Below are 15,235 nucleotides of genomic sequence, written 5' to 3' on the forward strand. Positions count from 1 at the left end.
TTATCCCACAGCTATTTTTCCTTCTTTTAACGAAAGAATCATAAGAGAACAAGCCTCAAAAATTAATATGGCAATTCTTGAAAACCTGTTAATAGTATTTGTAGCAGCCTTAATAACAGACTTGGCTACCGGTTTAGGAACGATTCCTTTCTTCTTCGTGGAAGAGTTCTCTCAGCGCTACCTTGTAGGAATGTGGGGATTAGCTTCAGGCATCATGCTTTCAGCATCCTTCCTCGGATTGATACCAGAGGGATTGAAGGCTGCCCGAGAATACCCGTTCTTTAACTCAGAATTCCTGGCTGTCGGCATAGGTTTAATCGCAGGAGGACTTCTAGTCATCGGAGCACGGCGCCTAGTGGATGATGCAGAACTAGATCCTGGAACATTCGAAGAAGCCGGATTCAAGAAAATGGTTTTAATCCTAGGCGTCTTAACCATTCACAGCTTCCCAGAAGGCGTAGCTATAGGAGTAGCATTCGCAGAACTTGGACTAGGTAGCGGAGTACCAATACTTGGATTCGCAGTACCAGCTATCGCGATCACAATGACTATAGCGATTTCAATCCACAACATACCGGAAGGAGTAGCCATTTCAATACCTTTCAAAGCCAACGGGGTTTCCAATTGGAAAACAATGGGTGCGGCAATATTCTCTTCAGTTCCACAGCCTATCGGAGCAGTAATAGCATTCCTATTCGTCAGAGAAGCACAGGCATTCCTGCCAATAGGCTACGGATTCGCAGCAGGAGCAATGATCTACCTAGTGCTGACAGAATTCGTCGAAGAAGCATTTGAAGAAGCCGAGGACATAGATACAAGTGGCTGGCCAGAATTTATCGGAGGAAACACCGCAGGACTAATAATCATGATACTCCTATTCACCTTCATATGAAAGAACTAGCTGGAAACCTGATAGTTGAAGATGGGAAAATACTCCTCTTATACAGAGAAGACGAAGAACACTGGGAAGTACCGGGCGGCAAAGTAGAGGAGGACGAAAGCCCTACTGAAGCTGCTGTGCGGGAGGCTGAAGAAGAGATAGGAGTTGAAGTTTCACTGGAGAAACCTTTCTACACCGGAGAATTCCAACATAATGACGACTTATTTTTGTGGAACGGCTATATCGCGGAAATAGAGGAAGGAGAACCCGAAATAACGGAAGATAACTTTGGAAAGTTAGAATGGTTCGAAGGAAGCGAACTGGATAATTTAGAACTCGCTCCTAACTTGAAAATGATATTGCCTGCGTTGAGAAAGTTGTAGCTATTCTTCAAGTTGATTTTTTGCTCTTCTGTATATCGGCGTTCCCATCCGGTCTCTTGTTTCCATCAATTTATCTAACTTGTTCGAAGCTGTTTCCTTTGTTATAGAATTGTTTTTGACCATCGATTGAAGCATTATTGGAGATATAGCTACTTCCGAGGAAGACAGTTTTTTGATCTCAGCCATTGCATGAAGGTCATCCGTAAATAGGAAATCTGGGTCTATTTCCCGTGTCAACGCTAGGCAGCTTGCCTCTCCAGAATCAATCCGGTTTGTCTGAAATCTGCCAAATTCCAGTTGATGAATATTTATCTCTTCCTTAGATTGAAGTGCATTTTCTGCTGCTTCAGCCAGGTAGTCGTCTTGTTGGGAGATTTCTTCGAGCTCTGAGATGACTTCTTCTGTTGTGTGGACTGAGTGTTGTTTTATTGTTTCTTCTAATATTTCTGCTATTGAAAGCGAGATAAATGCTGTAGTGTCTAGTATTATCATTTTTCGCTTAGGCCTGCAAGTTCAGATGCTTTCTCATCGGATTCGTTCAGTATTTCAGAAGTGGCTTTTACTGACTCAGCGTCCTGTTTACCTATCACAGCTTTCATCTCATCAAAACCTAGTTCTCCATCGAGATAGAGTTCTACGACCTTCTGCTTGAAATCCTCATCATTTTCGAAATTTCCTAAGTACTCTCTCAGGGCTTCCTTCATTATCTCAGTTCTATCTCTGTGCGTGGCTTCTGCTGTAACATCAGCCTTCTCAAGCAGTTTCTCAGGCAGCCTAAAGTTTACCCTAGTAGTCATGTATGTACATTGTACATACAGATTTAAAATTGTATGGAAAAATGCCCAAGTTTCAATCCTAGAAAACAAAATAGGAAAATATGTAGATTAGGTTAATTTGTGTTCTGCTACTTCGTCGATGGTGTCGACATGTGTCAAGAAGATTGTTCTGCAGCAGTATTTCTCAACTCCTAGATCATCTAGGACTTCTCCTTTGTCCTCGTCACCTTCTTGGGCTCTTTCTTCGAATTCTTCCCATTTGTCGCTGATGACTTTACCGCATGACATGCATCTTACCGGAAACTGCATAGATTAACTTTGCACCTCGTGGAATAAATAAAGAGTGGAAAAATCCTATCTGTAGGATTTCTGCTGTTTGTGCCGTGCTCCTTTCGAAGACTGGCTTGGCTTGTGGGTTTCTGTTCTTCTTGGATCCTCGACCATCATGTTACGATCGTATTCTCTGAAGTCTCTCTCTAGGTCGTCGCTTCCTGTGTGATCGACTAGTGCCCTGGCTACTGCCATTCTGGCGGCTTCTGCCTGAGCCTGGATTCCTCCTCCTTCAGTATCTACAGTTATCTCTAGGTCGCCGAATACTTCTTCACCGGCGATGGTGAGAGGTTCTTCTACACGGCTTTCAAACATGTCTCTGTAAGTGTGAAGTGGTCTGGAGTTGACTCTGAGTGTGCCTTCTCCGTCTTCTTTGACGGTGGCTCTTGCCTTTGCTGTCTTTCTTCTTCCTGATGTGTGTGTTGCCATTTTATTCGGCACCTCCGATAAACTCTGATACTTCACCAAGCTTTACATAATTCCTATGTTTGAGGTCGTCGCCTTCCTTGGCTTCGGCCTCTTCAACTTCTTCCTCCATTCTTTCAGGGATTCCCAAGTAAGTCTTCACATTCTTGAACTGCTCTCTTCCATCGCTTTCTTTGAATGGAAGCATGTTCCTGATTGTTCTCTTCAAGATTTTGTCAGCTCTCTTCGGGTAGTAAGGACCAGTGTCTCTTCTACCTCTCTCATATTTCTGCTGGTACTTCTCCTTTACATTTTTCTCGTCGCCGGAGATAACAGCTTTGCTAGAGTTGACAACTGCAACTTCTTCGCCATCTCTTGCGATCTCTGCGACTTCGGAAGCAAGTCTTCCGAGAACTTTTCCTTCAGCATTGATTACTTTCATTATTTATTTCACCACTCTGACATTTTCTCCTTCAGGATTTTCTTCAACTAGGTCCTGGATGAACATAAACTCGCCTTCCTCACTAATCTGATTCTTGGCGCTGTTCGAAGCCTTGAAAGCAGCGACATTGACTTCTTTGTTTAGGTAACCGCTTCCAAGAACTTTTCCAGGTACAACGATGGTTTCACCGTCTTCAGCAACTCTCTCAATATCTGAGAGATTGACTTCTGCTCTTCTCCTGTTAACTTTTCCAAGGTTTTCAGCTACGCTGCTCCAGACAGGTGCATCCTGCTCCTGAAGCATTTCTATTGTTTCCAAAAGTACTGGATTTGAAGTATCGAATTTTTTATCCATAAAGTATACACCTCGCAGCCTATCTCAGCTACTTATCGGTATTAACTGATTGGTGAGGAAAAAGTTATAAAACAGGAAAACATTGTGTTACGAGTTCAGTAATTTTTCCATCTCATCTACAAATTTTCAAGCCGTTCCATATTCCTGACCATGCTCTGTTATCTCTTTCATGAAAGATGAATTCTTCATTTCTTCAAATTCTTCGGTACTAACTACTTTAGGTGAGATGTACACATCTTTCTCAAGCATAATGTCGTAAGATATCTCAAAAACCTTCTCCTTCAAATCCTTATCCTCTAAAACAACCAATACATCTACATCACTATCTTTTGTTTCTTCTCCCCGAGCTACACTTCCAAAAAGCAAGACTTTCTGAAGCTCGGACCCAATACTCTCGTCTAGGTCATTGAAAAATTTGTTAAAAGCTTTACTGTGAGAGCTCATACATAGTAATGTTGCAGCCAAGACTTATAGAATTAATCATTGTAAATCCAAAAAAGTTTCTATAAAGCCTAATAACTCCAAAACTCGGGGGTAGCAGAACTACAAAACCTTTTTTATCCTCTATCTTGGATTACTAAGTCAGATATTAGACAGTACCGTATCTTCCACAAGTTTCAGGATTTCTGGCATATACTTCTCCTCAGAAGGCTTTACACCATCTCCTGTATGAACATGGTCTGGAAATGTTTCAACATCGTGATGCGGCGAGTTATCCCATCTCCTGATCAAATCATTATCTTGGTTCATGAACTGGAACCTGTAATCATGGTTATCAGGCGACTCAAACTCTGTGAACTCCAATCTAGAACCATCAACAAAAACTATACTTCCCTTAAGCAGAACTGTTGAACCATCAATCCTCTCAAAACTCAAGTCTTGCTCATCAATAACATAGTCTAATTCTTCAAGAGTTTCTCTGACCTGTGAAATCATTTAATTTCAGCCTTCTCAAGTCTCTCCTTCCTATCCTCCAGTCTCTGAACAGACTGGTAAACAGCCTTCCACTCAAAATAGTCCTGGTCATCACCTAAATTACCTGACTCAAACTCTTCCAAGAACTCCTCGGAATCCATGTCGTGCTCATCCTCAAAATCCTCTAATCTTTCTCTAAAACGCTCAAGCTTCCTCTCAACAATATCAAGCTCACGGGACACACTCTCTCTAACAACATCCAAACTACCGTCAGACACATCAACCTCAGACATAGAACACAATAGGAACTCCAAGACTTTTACCTTTAACGCTAGAAGACCAGGAAAATCTCAAATCCTTTTTTCAACTTCTCTTAGATTTTCTTCCTGATAAAAACCCGGTCTAGGCCCAACCTTATAGATAACATAGTTCTGTCCTTCGACATCAAATATCACTCTGTGATTAAGTTCTCTATCCCGTCCACGCATAACCTTAATCCTGTAGACATCCAAACCTATATCTTCTCTCTTGATGAAACTCACTTTACTCCAGTCAAGCCCTTTCTCCGGAAGTTTTTCAATATAAGACTTCAACTTCTTCTGAACATGACCTGGAAGCTGTAAGAATTCTTTCTCAGCTTCACTATTCCACTTAATATCCATTATTCATCAAGACCTGCTTCTTCCATCACTTCCTCATGACTTTTCAGATCCCCATCTTCTTCCTTCCTCTTCTTCACTTCCTGAAGCTCCTTCTTATTCATCCTATCCCTCAACTCGTTCCTAAGGGCTTCTCTCACAAACTCAGATTTACTAGGATAGTTCTCCTCCTCCACAACTTTCTCCACTTCTTTCTCCTGCTCATCCGGAAGCCTAACACCAATCGCCATAACCAACTATTGTACCACAAGCGTTAAACAAGTTACGACTCGAGAGAATATCTTCAATATAACATTTCATGCGGGCATCACATACTCCGCATTCCCTCCTCACATGACTAAGCTCTTCTCGAACATCAGACCCAATAACCGGATCGACACTTCTATCGTCCAACAAAGAAAACAAGGGCTTCATATTTCTCGGGTTCTGTACCTGCCGCTTTCTAGAACTGTAATGGAGCCCTTCAAATTTTCCAGGCCTATCTTCAATATACCATTTACAGTTTTCTCTACAATTCCCGATGCCTGTATAGATGCATCTAACCTGACAATAACTAATCCTTCATAGTTTTCTGTATCATAATGCTCCGGGCTTCCAAACTCTAAATCCCTTGTAATTAAAATAGCGTCTTTTTCTACAGCAACTTTGAAAACTTCAGAATCCGGATCACCTTTCCGCTCAAGTTCCCTGATATTCCTGGCTTGAAAACCTTTACTTCTAAGCTCTTCGGATAAACTATTCGGCAAGTTCTCATCGACTAAGAAATCCATTGATAATCAAGCCAGTGAACCAGTCTTCTCTCCCTTCATAAACGAGGAAGCATAGCGTACAGCAGCCTGAACACCTTCTTTTTCCACACCATACTCACTCTTTATCTCATCAAACTCCATGCCAGCCTCAAGCATACCCAAAACTTCCTCAACAGTAACCCTAGTACCTTCTATTATAGGCTTACCATGCCGAACATCCTCATCTACAACAACATCAACCATGCACAAACAGTTGAACTCCAAGACTTTTACAGTTAACTCAATCACAGGAAGTTGTTTTCTATATAGTTCAAGGCATCAAGAATCTTGTCAGAGACATTTCCTGAGTCTAAAGGCGTCTCCTTTACTTCATCACCTACATGCAGATGATCTGGGAAAGTATCCAAGTCTTCATGATGTGGAGAATTATCGAACCTTACTATATCTTCTCCATCCTGCCAGTGGAAAGAGTAAATATCCTCAGAGACAAAAACATCGATAAAACCTTCCGACAGGAATATTCTAAGGTTTCTAGGTGTATCACCAGGACTTCTCTCAATAGAAGTAGATTCAACCAGGTCAGGAAACTCTTCCTCAACACTTCTCTCAAGTTCAATATACCTTTCTAGAACTGTTCTAGAGTCTCTATCCTCTCCTTGAGGTTCCGCCATTCAATCACCGCCTCCCAGGCAGGATGTTCATCAACTTCACCTGACTCAACCTGTTTCTCCAACTCACTTAGAGAATCAACACTGTACTCACTCTTCAACTCCTTAACCCGTGCACGGCACTCACGCAACTGAGTAGAAATATACGACTCCAAACCCTTACGCAAAACCTCACCACGACTCTCACCAGTAACACTAGCCACCGACTCAACATCAACCTCAGACATAGAACATAATAGAACTCCAAGACTTTTATCGGTTTACCTAGACCAAGTCGAATTTATTTTCGAGCATCCGGAAGAACTGCTCTAAACTGATTTCATCTGATTCAACATGATCTCCCGGATTTTCTATAGGATGAGTATGCCACCCTCCAGTATTGTCGGCTCCAAAGACTCTTTCCTCATCAACTATGTATGCGAAAGCCACTCTTCCCGTATCAAAGTTTCTGAAAACATCTACAAAACCATCCTCCAGTTTGATACGAGAATCTACAACAACACCCTCCTTCATATCAATACTGAAATCCTGTATAAAATCTTTTTCAGCAGCTAAATCAATAATTCTAGAGGAAAACTGTTCTACATTCATTCAAGATCTTCCAAAGCATCTTCTATAACCTTTTTACGGGAAACCAGTCCTTCCCACTCCCAAAAGTCCTTTTCAACTTCGTGAGAATGCTTATCATCAATATTATTATCTTCCCATTCATCTTCAAACTCTTCAAAACTCATACCGTATTTTTCTTCAAACCCCTCAATTTGATCCTCTACCTTCCCTAAACGATAGATCATAGCATCTCTAACAGTAGAACGAACTGCCGAGTCAACACGAGACTCTCCCGTAACATCCTTCAACAGCTTCGCAGTATCGCCGGAAACACTATCAACATCAGACATAGAACATAATAGAACTCCAAGACTTTTACAATTAACTCAATTAGGCAAACCAGAATTTTTCAGTAGAAAGTTTATCTGAGAATGCGAGCTAAAGAAAAGAGAAAAGAAAGGAAATTGAAGGAAAGAATTTGGTCGAGAGCTTTACTCGACTACTGTTCCTGAGCTGGTTTCAACTGTGACCTTGCTCTGTCCTTCCAGTGCGTCCTGGTTGTTACGGTAGTCAGCAAGGAAGTCAGCAGCTGCTCTTGTATCTTCTCCGGTAGCACCGGCAACAACAAGTGCAGACTGTCCTTCACTGAAACCATCAACCATCTGAATCATACCCTGACCAGTAGTGTAATTACCGGCAGGCATGGTCTGGTTATCATCAACCAATTCCTGAGTCAAACTGTTGGCATTAGGTCCACCAACAAGGATCAAATTGTCATTGTTCTTAACCTGACCAACGTTACCGTCGTCAGCAAGAACACCTGATGCATACTGTCCAGTAGGCGCTGCAGCAGTAGCAGAACCACCGGAAGAACCATCAGCGGAAAGCGCACCATCAGCACCAGTCATAGCGAATCCTGATGTTGCCTGTCCACTAGGCATGTTGATTGAGACAACTTCTTCATCGTCTCCTTCATCATCAACACTTACGTAAGCTCCAAACTCATCATAGTTAACTGTGACGTCCTCATCTTCCAGACTTCTGTCTTCTGTCTCAAATCCAGAGTAGGAAGCTACGCTTGCTGCCTCACTATCGTCAGACTTAGTCTCTAGGACGTAAGCCTCTTCCTCATCCTGATCGTTTTCAGGCTGAGTAAAGAGTACAGCTGAATCAGCGTCATCGTCACTTCTATCACCTAGATCAACCATTCCATTGTCGGTTGTCAGGTTGTACTGTGCAAAGTCACTATCGACGTTTGCAGTACTTACATAGTTGGAACCTGTAAACGTGAGTGTTGCTGTAGCGTCGTTGGAAACAACTCCGCTTGGAATGTCAGCAGTCTCTGTTGTGGTTGAGGTATCGAATGTGTCTTGATCGGTTGCTGCAGGCTGATCAACATCAACAGTTCCTACGTCTGTTGCATTGACTACCTCAATGCTTTGGATGTGATTGTAATCAGCTTCTCCAGAGGTGAGTGTAACTCCTGCAGTGTCAGAGCTGAAGGATTGAACCGAAGATGCTCCGCTTCCATCACTGTTCTCTGTGGTGTTTACTCTAACTTCATAGAGGTCTCCAGTACCAATAGTGATTTCTACATCATCAGAACTCAAGTCAATTGAGCTGGTAAGTCCATCTCCTACAGTTGCAGTGAAGTGGTCGCTGACATCAAATGCTTGTCCTGCTTCGATTCCAGTTTCTGTTTCTCCGTCGTTGTCGACGTCTGTGTCTGGTGCGTCGAATGCGATTGCTGAGTCTGTTGCTGTGTACATTGCAGGCCATAGCTGTCTGTTTCCGTCTGCTGTGCTTCTTACGAAGCTGACTTCTTCTCCGTCTTCGAATGTTACGTGGAAGTCTTTTCCTTCGATTGATTCGTCCTGAAGTGTTGCGGTTCCAGCGCTTTGATCGTAGACGTCGCTGTCTCCACTGTTTAGATCAAGTCCGTCTTCTTCTACTGTGACAGATTCTCCTGTGACGACGTTTTCGAGTGTGACGGATAGTTCTCCATCACTTTCAGTTCCTAGGTCGGAGTCTGAGACGTCTGTTACTTCGTACATGTCTGCTTCTTCGTAAGCGTTGAGTACGACTCTGTCGTCTTCTTCAACTGCTTCTCCTTCGTACTGTGCGATTGTTCCGTCTTCGTCTCCGAATACGGATTCGTCGTCGTCAGTATCGGAACTGTCTGTGTGTACAGGTACTGTTGCTTCTTCTCCGTCTGTTGTGAATGTTACTTCTGAGACTCCTTCGTTTTCTGAAGTAACTTCGATTGTTTCTGCTGCGTTGTCTTCGTCTGCTGTGTCTGGGTTGAGTCCTCCGTAGTGGAACTCTAGTCCGAAGAGTGGATCTTCGTAAGTTTCTCCCTGCTCAATGAAGCTTTCATCGTTGTCTTGTGCTCCAAAGTAGAAGTTGATTGCTTCTGTTGATGTGAAATCTCCGCCATCAACTGTTACGTATACTCCGTCAAGTTCTTCTCCGTCTACTTGAACTTCGTTACTTGATTGATCGATGGTTAGTTCGTCGCTTCCTTGGCTGAATGCTACTCTACCTTGTCCGTCTGGACCGGTTCTGTAGATGTCGGATACTCTGATGTTTCCGTTTGGACCTACTGAGTCTCCTTCTTCTACTGTTTCTGTTTCTCCGCCTACGGAAACTGTTGCTGTTACTGAGTCTCCTTCTGAAACATATGTTGCTTCAGCTGTAACTTCTTCTCCATCAACTGTAAGTGTTGTGGATTCTCCAGTGTTAACTTCTACTCTATCGCTTGAACCATAAAGAACAAGTTCGTCACTGTTAGAATCGTCGGAGAATGTGTACTCTGTTCCGAAGAGTTCAACTGTATCTCCATCTTCGATGTATTCATCTGCGTTTGTTGCTGAGTCATCATTGTCACCTGCTTCTTCGAAGTCTACTGAGTCACTGAATTCTGCTGTTGCTGAGAATAGGTGTTCTCCTTCAGAATCACTGACTGATGCAGGATTGTTTAGGTGAAGGATAGGATCGTCGTAATCTCCTTCAGCTTCAAATTGCTGGGATTGGTCCTCTACTCTGACATCGTGTTCTACTTCTACATCGTTGCTGTCTGCGGACTGGAATGATGTGGTTTCCAGTACACTGATGTCCTGATCGTCGATTCTTGTGATTCCGTCTCCGGATCCTTCGTATAGGAATAGGTTTGTGTTATCTCTGTTTAGTGTTACTCCGTTGTCTGCTGCCCAGGTTCCTGATACTCCGGAGCCTGTGCTTACGGATTCTTCTCCGAATGCTGCTGCTCCGAGGCTTCCTGCGATTTCTGTTGCTCCGACTACGTCTGTTACTTTTGCGTCGGATCCGAGGACGATTGATGTTTCTACGTTTCCGTCTTCGTCTACGAATGGTGTTGGATAGTCTGCTAGGTCTGCGTCCATGCTAGATCCACTGGACCCACTCTGTGCAGAAGCAAGTGCTGCTCCTCCAGTTAGGGTTGCCCCTACGAGTAGTGCGGAACCAGCAAGGGCTGAAAAGTTGTCTGTTACCTTGTTGGTAATCTTCTTGATTGATTTCATGATTAAGTAAACCTCATGTTTGACACATCGTGTTTTTTTGTTTTTGAGACAACCCTTTGTGTCGGCAGGTTGTCTTTTCCTCATGTTTCTTGGTTTTTTGTTGTCGGAGCGCCCTGAGGAAAAATGGGTTGCTCTCCGCGGGATCCCGATTCCCGGAAAAAAACTTCGGCCCTTTTTTCTCGTGTGGGCGTGTTACTGAATATTATTTGAAGTGGGAATCGGATTGGTCCCAGTAGGTTTCTGGGATATAGTGGTTGCTTCGTCTTATGGTTGTATAAGATGAGACACCTTTTTAAATGCTGTGTATTTTAGGCGTGTTTTAACCGTTCACGAACCGTTTTGGACCGTTCTCGAGCGTTCAAACATTGTTTTGGTGTCCGTATTTTTGCCGAGGGTGTTTTTGAAGCTTTTTTATGTTTTTGTAGTATTTTTTACAGAAGTATGAACGAGTTTGTTTTCGACTTTTTTCTAAGATGTTTTAAAGGTTCACAACGTGTTTAGGAAGGGTTTCTGCCAATTTGGGGTTTTTTGCAGAGTCTAGAGTTGTTTTAAACAGTTCTTGGTTTGTTGGGTTTTCTGTTCGTTAAAAATCGAACTTTCAGGTTTTGCAACTGTGAAGTGAAGAAAGGGTTGTCGGATGTTTAGTTATTGTTTTGGTGTCAAGGATAGTTGCATAGTAAGTGTTCTAGGAGAAGTTTTCTAGGTTAAGTATGGTAGAACTTCATCGCGTCCAGTACCTGTTGAGGTGTTAAATTGTATTCGTGAGATATCTCTTCTATATCCCATCCGAGCTCCTGGTAGGATTCTATGACATCAATCACTCTTATCCTGCTGCCTTTGATTCTGCGTTTTCCACCGAGAACATCCTCAGTAGATACTATCTGACTTGCCCTGTTGAATCATCCAGAATATTTATTGGGTCTAGTAATGGGTTTTAGGCTTTTGCGGAGTCTTCGGTGAGTGATTTGGTTATGCTGTAGTCTACTTTGATGTCGTTGTAGGGTATGATTGGTTTCTTTTTTCTTCCCTGTTTTTCGAAAAATACTATCTTGTTTTCTTCTAGTAGTTTGAGGTCGTTGTGGACTTCTTTCACATTTCTGTCTAGTTGTTCTGCTAGTTGTGTAATGCTTTCTGGGTCTTCGTTCATCAGTTTCTGCATGAGTTCCAGTCTTTTTTCCGTGAGAAGTTGTCTTATTTTTTCGGGGTTGTCGAAGCTTAGTACTGATTCTGTTTTTTCTCCTTCTATTGCTTTCTCTAGTCTTTGTTTTGATTCTTGTTTGAATTGTTTGAATGATTCTTCTTTTATGACTAGGTTTTTTCCGTAGGGTATTTGTTTCATTGGTGTTTTTCTACCTCTTTAAGGAATTTTTCGTAGGTTTTAGGTATTTGTTCTTGTTTTTCTGGCGGGTTCTGTATTGGTGCGGTGTCTTCTTCGCCTATATGTTTGTGATGTCTGACGTCCGAGTGTTTGTTGTAGTTGTCGTATCTTAGTACTGTTTTTCCGTTTTTATGGGTTTGGAAGCTGTATATTTGTCCTTGTGGATATTCTTGGCTTTTTTCTACTTTGTAGACTATTGCCTCGATTTTTATGCTTCCTTCCGTTCTCTTGTCTTGGAAGATCACTTCTGCCAGTTTAGCGCACCCTTTATGTGTTGTTATTGTTCTCAAAGATTTAAGTGCATTGGGGTTTAACCCCTAAGAAAGTGTTTTTTACAGCAAGCGTTTCAACTTTTGCTCTAGTTTCTCTGCTGTTTCTCTCATCGGTCGGATGTCTGGCCTGTCTACTACTAGTTCTGAGAATGCTGCGAATGGTATCGCGACGGCCACTACGACGAATATCATGCTGGGGTCGATCGTCTCACCAGTAGCTAGCTTAACCGCTATAAGGTCCTCTACTGTCCCCATGACGATGCCGATGACAATGAATTCTAGAAATCTTTCTATCTGGTTGGTGTTCATAGTTCGTTTTTGTGGGAGAAAGTGTTTATTAGTTCAGTCTGTCTGATATCATCTGTTTGTCGTATCCCTTGTCTCTGTGGAATATTGCTTTCACTTCGATCCTATTATTTTCTATGTCAAATATCGCTCTGTAGTCTTTTCCTCCTTTTGAACCTTTCTTCATGACATACTTGAACACCTGGCGGCCGTTTACTCTAATCAAATCAGCATTTCTGTGGTTAGTTCCCTCCGTTTCTAGCTCCATTATCTTATCTATTACCCAGGCTCTATGCGATTCTTTAAAGCCCTCCACATCTTCTAGAGCTCTTTCTTTGATTTTAACTTCCATAGTTACAGCCCTAGTTGATCCTTAGCCTCTTCAATAGACAAATAATTACTCTCACCTTCTTCATCTTGCCTCAGTCGCTCTATTACTATTTCCTCTTCTTCCGGCGTTAGACCTGTGTCCTCGTTTATCTGTTTTCGTAGTGCTGCTCGGATGTATTCTGATGTGTTGCTGTACATGTTTTCTTCGGCTAGTTCGTCGATTTTCTCCCTCATCTTCTCCGGTACATTTACACTGATAGTCGGCATAGATTTACTATAGTGTTATAATCTAATAAAGTTTGTGATTTAGGAGCATAACCTGGCTCGATGCGAAAAGTTATAAATTTTAACGGATAGTTACATTTCGTTACAATGGCAATTACTATTGACGAGTTTGAGTCTCAACCCAGCGATCTACTGAGTTTGGATAAAGACACACAGGGTTACAGGGTTTTAGAGTTCCTAAGTGAGAACAGTGATAAGGCGTTTACTCCTAAGGAGATTCGAAGTGAGACCGGGTTGAAGAAAGGTAGTGTAGGTGCTGTACTATCCAGGTTAGAGGACCAAGGCTTGGTGCGCCACAAGGGAAAGTACTGGGCTATTATTGAGGATGATCGATTGGCTTCTATAACTGCGATGACTCAAGGAAGTTCCTCATCAGTAAACGATGACTACTTCGGCGAAGATTAATGGATCGCGGAGATGTAGTTATAGGTCCTGACTTCATCGGCGGAAACAGTGGAAGACCATTCATAATCATCAGTAACAGAGATCATCCTTTCAGCGATGAAGAATGCCTAGTCGTTCTTGTTACAACAACTGAAAGAAGTGAAGCAATCCCCCTGCCAGAAGAAAAGTTTTCGGAAGGCAAACTGCCAAAAGAAAGTTTCGCATCACCCTGGACAGTTACAACAATCAAAAAAGACGCCATAAAGGAACATATTGGAAGACTTAACGAAGAAACAACCCAAAATATAGCAGATCAATTGAGAGACTATATTGAATAAGAAAGTGCCGGGGACAGGATTCGAACCCGTGAACCCCTGCGGGACGGGATCTTAAGTCCCGCGCCTTTGGCCACTTGGCTACCCCGGCTAATGCAGTGTATTAGAGTTTTTCTGGGTGAGTATTAAAAGAAATCTCCTTTGTCGAAGTATTCGTTTTGAATATTGTCCCCCTCCATTCTATATTCCCATTCTTCGGCACTAGGAGGAGCTTCTAATACCTGTGCTACCGCGTCATCCAGTCTTTTGAGCTCCATTTCAAGCATCGCTGCAGTTTCAATTACTTCTTCGTATCTTTCTTGATCTTCTCTACTGATGCTTTTACCGCCGTACATCGCATTGAATTCACGGGAAAAGGACCGCTGATATATTGGCGTGCTTCGTCCCAGACATTAGAAAGTGAGTATGCAGCATCTCTCAAGTCCTGCATGGCCTCATCCTCATCGCCATCCTCATATGTCTTCTGTACCGCTCCTATTTTTGGAACAGAATCTTGTTCCAGAGGTACTTCGGGATGATGGTCTGCCGCAGCAACTGCTTTCCGTGCTGGTTCAAGTACTTCATTGTATAACCGCCTTGCATGTTGTACAGGATCTCCTTGACCGCTCATACGGAGAAAGTTGTGAGAAAAAAGTTATAACATATTATCGGATAAGTAAAAAGAAATGTGAAGGAAAAATTATTCTTCGTGACCGTATACTCTTCTAAACTCTTGGTCTAATTCTGCTACTGCGATAGCTACTGCTCTTGCACCTTCTTCTACGGATTCCGGGCCCTGAGATTCTACTGAGATGAGATATCCTTCATCTGTTTCAGCCACATCTACATCAACATCAGTTCTCTGGTAAACTGCTTCGCGAGTATCTTCATCTGCAAAATGAGAAACAGGTACTTGGATATCGCTGGATGTGTCGACAAGTACTTCAGTAATCCTGTAATCTACTCCTACATTTTGTGAACTGATTTCCCCATCTACAAGTTCTCCAACCATTGGAACAGCTTCAGCATCCCCATCATATCCCAGGATACCTTCCAGTTCATTTAGGATTGGATCGTAGACAGTATTCTGTGCAACTCCAGTTTCAAATACATCATAGCCTTGTGCTCTTAATGCTGCATTTCTATCCAGCTCTTCCTGTTCAAGACCATCTTGTTCCAATTCTTCTCCCGTAAGATTTTCCTCTGCATCAACTAAGAGCTCCTCTCCTTCCTCTTCAATTTCTTCTTCCGCTATCTGCTGTTGCGCATGATCTGAAGAAAGTTCTTCTACAGTTCTGCTCCCAAGATTGTCAGGATCAAATTCTGGCATAACAAAGA

The 15,235-nt window shown here is 42.5% G+C and carries 31 protein-coding genes and 1 tRNA gene; 4 read left to right on the forward strand and 28 right to left on the reverse strand.

Annotated features, from left to right (window positions below; translation table 11 throughout):
* The first annotated feature begins 67 nt into the window (after positions 1-67).
* Together LC1Nh_RS05290 and LC1Nh_RS05295 are read left to right on the forward strand one after the other, a co-directional pair.
* Positions 68-892, forward strand: a complete 825-nt coding sequence (locus tag LC1Nh_RS05290; protein WP_153550660.1) for a ZIP family metal transporter — start codon at positions 68-70, stop codon at positions 890-892.
* On the forward strand, positions 889-1,263 hold the full coding sequence (locus LC1Nh_RS05295) for an NUDIX domain-containing protein (protein WP_153550661.1): 375 nt from the start codon (positions 889-891) through the stop codon (positions 1,261-1,263). The genes LC1Nh_RS05290 and LC1Nh_RS05295 overlap by 4 nt, the downstream gene beginning before the upstream one ends.
* Here LC1Nh_RS05295 and LC1Nh_RS05300 read toward each other — a convergent pair whose 3' ends face one another.
* From LC1Nh_RS05300 to LC1Nh_RS05415, 24 genes are all read right to left on the reverse strand, one after another.
* Positions 1,264-1,755 (reverse strand): PIN domain-containing protein, encoded by a 492-nt coding sequence (locus LC1Nh_RS05300; protein ID WP_153550662.1) that lies wholly within the window; start codon positions 1,753-1,755, stop codon positions 1,264-1,266. It lies immediately after the preceding gene.
* On the reverse strand, positions 1,752-2,060 hold the full coding sequence (locus LC1Nh_RS05305; RefSeq protein WP_153550663.1) for a CopG family ribbon-helix-helix protein: 309 nt from the start codon (positions 2,058-2,060) through the stop codon (positions 1,752-1,754). The genes LC1Nh_RS05300 and LC1Nh_RS05305 overlap by 4 nt, the downstream gene beginning before the upstream one ends.
* 87 nt (positions 2,061-2,147) lie before the next feature.
* Positions 2,148-2,348, reverse strand: coding sequence for a DNA-directed RNA polymerase subunit N (locus LC1Nh_RS05310; RefSeq protein ID WP_153550664.1), 201 nt, complete (start codon positions 2,346-2,348; stop codon positions 2,148-2,150).
* 45 nt (positions 2,349-2,393) lie between these two features.
* On the reverse strand, positions 2,394-2,798 hold the full coding sequence (locus LC1Nh_RS05315) for a 30S ribosomal protein S9 (protein WP_153550665.1): 405 nt from the start codon (positions 2,796-2,798) through the stop codon (positions 2,394-2,396).
* A 1-nt stretch (position 2,799) separates the two neighbouring features.
* The gene (locus LC1Nh_RS05320) at positions 2,800-3,216 is read right to left on the reverse strand and encodes a 50S ribosomal protein L13 (RefSeq protein ID WP_153550666.1); all 417 of its coding nucleotides are present in this window, start codon (positions 3,214-3,216) and stop codon (positions 2,800-2,802) included.
* 3 nt (positions 3,217-3,219) lie between these two features.
* The gene (locus LC1Nh_RS05325; RefSeq protein ID WP_153550667.1) at positions 3,220-3,570 is read right to left on the reverse strand and encodes a 50S ribosomal protein L18e; all 351 of its coding nucleotides are present in this window, start codon (positions 3,568-3,570) and stop codon (positions 3,220-3,222) included.
* Between the two features lie 126 nt (positions 3,571-3,696).
* Positions 3,697-4,014 (reverse strand): nucleotidyltransferase domain-containing protein, encoded by a 318-nt coding sequence (locus LC1Nh_RS05330; RefSeq protein ID WP_153550668.1) that lies wholly within the window; start codon positions 4,012-4,014, stop codon positions 3,697-3,699.
* A 138-nt stretch (positions 4,015-4,152) separates the two neighbouring features.
* On the reverse strand, positions 4,153-4,506 hold the full coding sequence (locus LC1Nh_RS05335) for a toxin-antitoxin system TumE family protein (RefSeq protein ID WP_153550669.1): 354 nt from the start codon (positions 4,504-4,506) through the stop codon (positions 4,153-4,155).
* Positions 4,503-4,778: a hypothetical protein gene (locus LC1Nh_RS05340; RefSeq protein WP_153550670.1), complete on the reverse strand. Its 276-nt coding sequence runs from the start codon at positions 4,776-4,778 to the stop codon at positions 4,503-4,505. The genes LC1Nh_RS05335 and LC1Nh_RS05340 overlap by 4 nt, the downstream gene beginning before the upstream one ends.
* A gap of 57 nt (positions 4,779-4,835) precedes the next feature.
* A complete protein-coding gene (locus tag LC1Nh_RS05345) occupies positions 4,836-5,147 on the reverse strand; it encodes a type II toxin-antitoxin system RelE family toxin (protein ID WP_153550671.1) in 312 nt (103 codons plus the stop codon).
* Positions 5,147-5,374 (reverse strand): DUF6290 family protein, encoded by a 228-nt coding sequence (locus LC1Nh_RS05350; protein WP_153550672.1) that lies wholly within the window; start codon positions 5,372-5,374, stop codon positions 5,147-5,149. The genes LC1Nh_RS05345 and LC1Nh_RS05350 overlap by 1 nt, the downstream gene beginning before the upstream one ends.
* Before the next feature lie 180 nt (positions 5,375-5,554).
* Complete coding sequence (locus tag LC1Nh_RS05355) at positions 5,555-5,914, reverse strand: DUF5615 family PIN-like protein (RefSeq protein ID WP_153550673.1); 360 nt, start codon at positions 5,912-5,914, stop codon at positions 5,555-5,557.
* 6 nt (positions 5,915-5,920) lie between these two features.
* A complete protein-coding gene (locus tag LC1Nh_RS05360) occupies positions 5,921-6,136 on the reverse strand; it encodes a DUF433 domain-containing protein (protein WP_153550674.1) in 216 nt (71 codons plus the stop codon).
* A gap of 41 nt (positions 6,137-6,177) precedes the next feature.
* A complete protein-coding gene (locus tag LC1Nh_RS05365) occupies positions 6,178-6,564 on the reverse strand; it encodes a toxin-antitoxin system TumE family protein (protein ID WP_153550675.1) in 387 nt (128 codons plus the stop codon).
* Positions 6,519-6,788 carry an MJ0235 family protein gene (locus tag LC1Nh_RS05370; RefSeq protein WP_153550676.1) on the reverse strand — a complete coding sequence of 90 codons (270 nt, stop codon included), beginning with the start codon at positions 6,786-6,788 and terminating at the stop codon, positions 6,519-6,521. Before LC1Nh_RS05370 ends, LC1Nh_RS05365 begins: the two co-directional genes overlap by 46 nt.
* 37 nt (positions 6,789-6,825) lie before the next feature.
* Entirely contained in the window at positions 6,826-7,152 is a 327-nt protein-coding gene (locus LC1Nh_RS05375) for a hypothetical protein (protein ID WP_153550677.1), read from the reverse strand.
* On the reverse strand, positions 7,149-7,460 hold the full coding sequence (locus tag LC1Nh_RS05380) for an MJ0235 family protein (protein ID WP_153550678.1): 312 nt from the start codon (positions 7,458-7,460) through the stop codon (positions 7,149-7,151). The genes LC1Nh_RS05375 and LC1Nh_RS05380 overlap by 4 nt, the downstream gene beginning before the upstream one ends.
* 141 nt (positions 7,461-7,601) lie before the next feature.
* Positions 7,602-10,649 carry an S-layer protein gene (locus LC1Nh_RS05385; protein WP_217907028.1) on the reverse strand — a complete coding sequence of 1,016 codons (3,048 nt, stop codon included), beginning with the start codon at positions 10,647-10,649 and terminating at the stop codon, positions 7,602-7,604.
* Positions 10,650-11,353: 704 nt separating this feature from the next.
* A complete protein-coding gene (locus tag LC1Nh_RS05390; protein ID WP_153550680.1) occupies positions 11,354-11,530 on the reverse strand; it encodes a DUF433 domain-containing protein in 177 nt (58 codons plus the stop codon).
* Positions 11,531-11,583: 53 nt separating this feature from the next.
* On the reverse strand, positions 11,584-11,988 hold the full coding sequence (locus LC1Nh_RS05395; RefSeq protein WP_153550681.1) for an HVO_A0114 family putative DNA-binding protein: 405 nt from the start codon (positions 11,986-11,988) through the stop codon (positions 11,584-11,586).
* Positions 11,985-12,317 (reverse strand): toxin-antitoxin system TumE family protein, encoded by a 333-nt coding sequence (locus LC1Nh_RS05400; RefSeq protein WP_153550682.1) that lies wholly within the window; start codon positions 12,315-12,317, stop codon positions 11,985-11,987. The genes LC1Nh_RS05395 and LC1Nh_RS05400 overlap by 4 nt, the downstream gene beginning before the upstream one ends.
* Before the next feature lie 42 nt (positions 12,318-12,359).
* A complete protein-coding gene (locus tag LC1Nh_RS05405; RefSeq protein WP_153550683.1) occupies positions 12,360-12,608 on the reverse strand; it encodes a hypothetical protein in 249 nt (82 codons plus the stop codon).
* 28 nt (positions 12,609-12,636) lie between these two features.
* The gene (locus LC1Nh_RS05410; protein WP_153550684.1) at positions 12,637-12,936 is read right to left on the reverse strand and encodes a type II toxin-antitoxin system RelE family toxin; all 300 of its coding nucleotides are present in this window, start codon (positions 12,934-12,936) and stop codon (positions 12,637-12,639) included.
* A gap of 2 nt (positions 12,937-12,938) precedes the next feature.
* Complete coding sequence (locus tag LC1Nh_RS05415; protein ID WP_153550685.1) at positions 12,939-13,181, reverse strand: ribbon-helix-helix domain-containing protein; 243 nt, start codon at positions 13,179-13,181, stop codon at positions 12,939-12,941.
* A gap of 105 nt (positions 13,182-13,286) precedes the next feature.
* Between LC1Nh_RS05415 and LC1Nh_RS05420 the strand changes: the two genes are divergently transcribed.
* On the forward strand, positions 13,287-13,604 hold the full coding sequence (locus LC1Nh_RS05420; RefSeq protein ID WP_153550686.1) for a MarR family transcriptional regulator: 318 nt from the start codon (positions 13,287-13,289) through the stop codon (positions 13,602-13,604).
* Entirely contained in the window at positions 13,604-13,921 is a 318-nt protein-coding gene (locus LC1Nh_RS05425) for a type II toxin-antitoxin system PemK/MazF family toxin (protein WP_153550687.1), read from the forward strand. The genes LC1Nh_RS05420 and LC1Nh_RS05425 overlap by 1 nt, the downstream gene beginning before the upstream one ends.
* Positions 13,922-13,926: 5 nt before the next feature.
* On the opposite strand, the gene LC1Nh_RS05430 is transcribed toward LC1Nh_RS05425, so the two are convergent.
* The 4 genes from LC1Nh_RS05430 to LC1Nh_RS05445 form a co-directional block, all read right to left on the reverse strand.
* A tRNA-Leu gene (locus LC1Nh_RS05430) sits at positions 13,927-14,009 on the reverse strand.
* A 34-nt stretch (positions 14,010-14,043) separates the two neighbouring features.
* Positions 14,044-14,253 (reverse strand): hypothetical protein, encoded by a 210-nt coding sequence (locus tag LC1Nh_RS05435; RefSeq protein ID WP_153550688.1) that lies wholly within the window; start codon positions 14,251-14,253, stop codon positions 14,044-14,046.
* A complete protein-coding gene (locus LC1Nh_RS05440) occupies positions 14,199-14,528 on the reverse strand; it encodes a hypothetical protein (protein ID WP_153550689.1) in 330 nt (109 codons plus the stop codon). The genes LC1Nh_RS05435 and LC1Nh_RS05440 overlap by 55 nt, the downstream gene beginning before the upstream one ends.
* Before the next feature lie 69 nt (positions 14,529-14,597).
* The gene (locus LC1Nh_RS05445) at positions 14,598-15,227 is read right to left on the reverse strand and encodes a hypothetical protein (protein ID WP_153550690.1); all 630 of its coding nucleotides are present in this window, start codon (positions 15,225-15,227) and stop codon (positions 14,598-14,600) included.
* Positions 15,228-15,235 lie beyond the last annotated feature (8 nt).

Source organism: Candidatus Nanohalobium constans, assembly GCF_009617975.1.
GTDB classification, from domain to species: domain Archaea; phylum Nanohalarchaeota; class Nanosalinia; order Nanosalinales; family Nanosalinaceae; genus Nanohalobium; species Nanohalobium constans.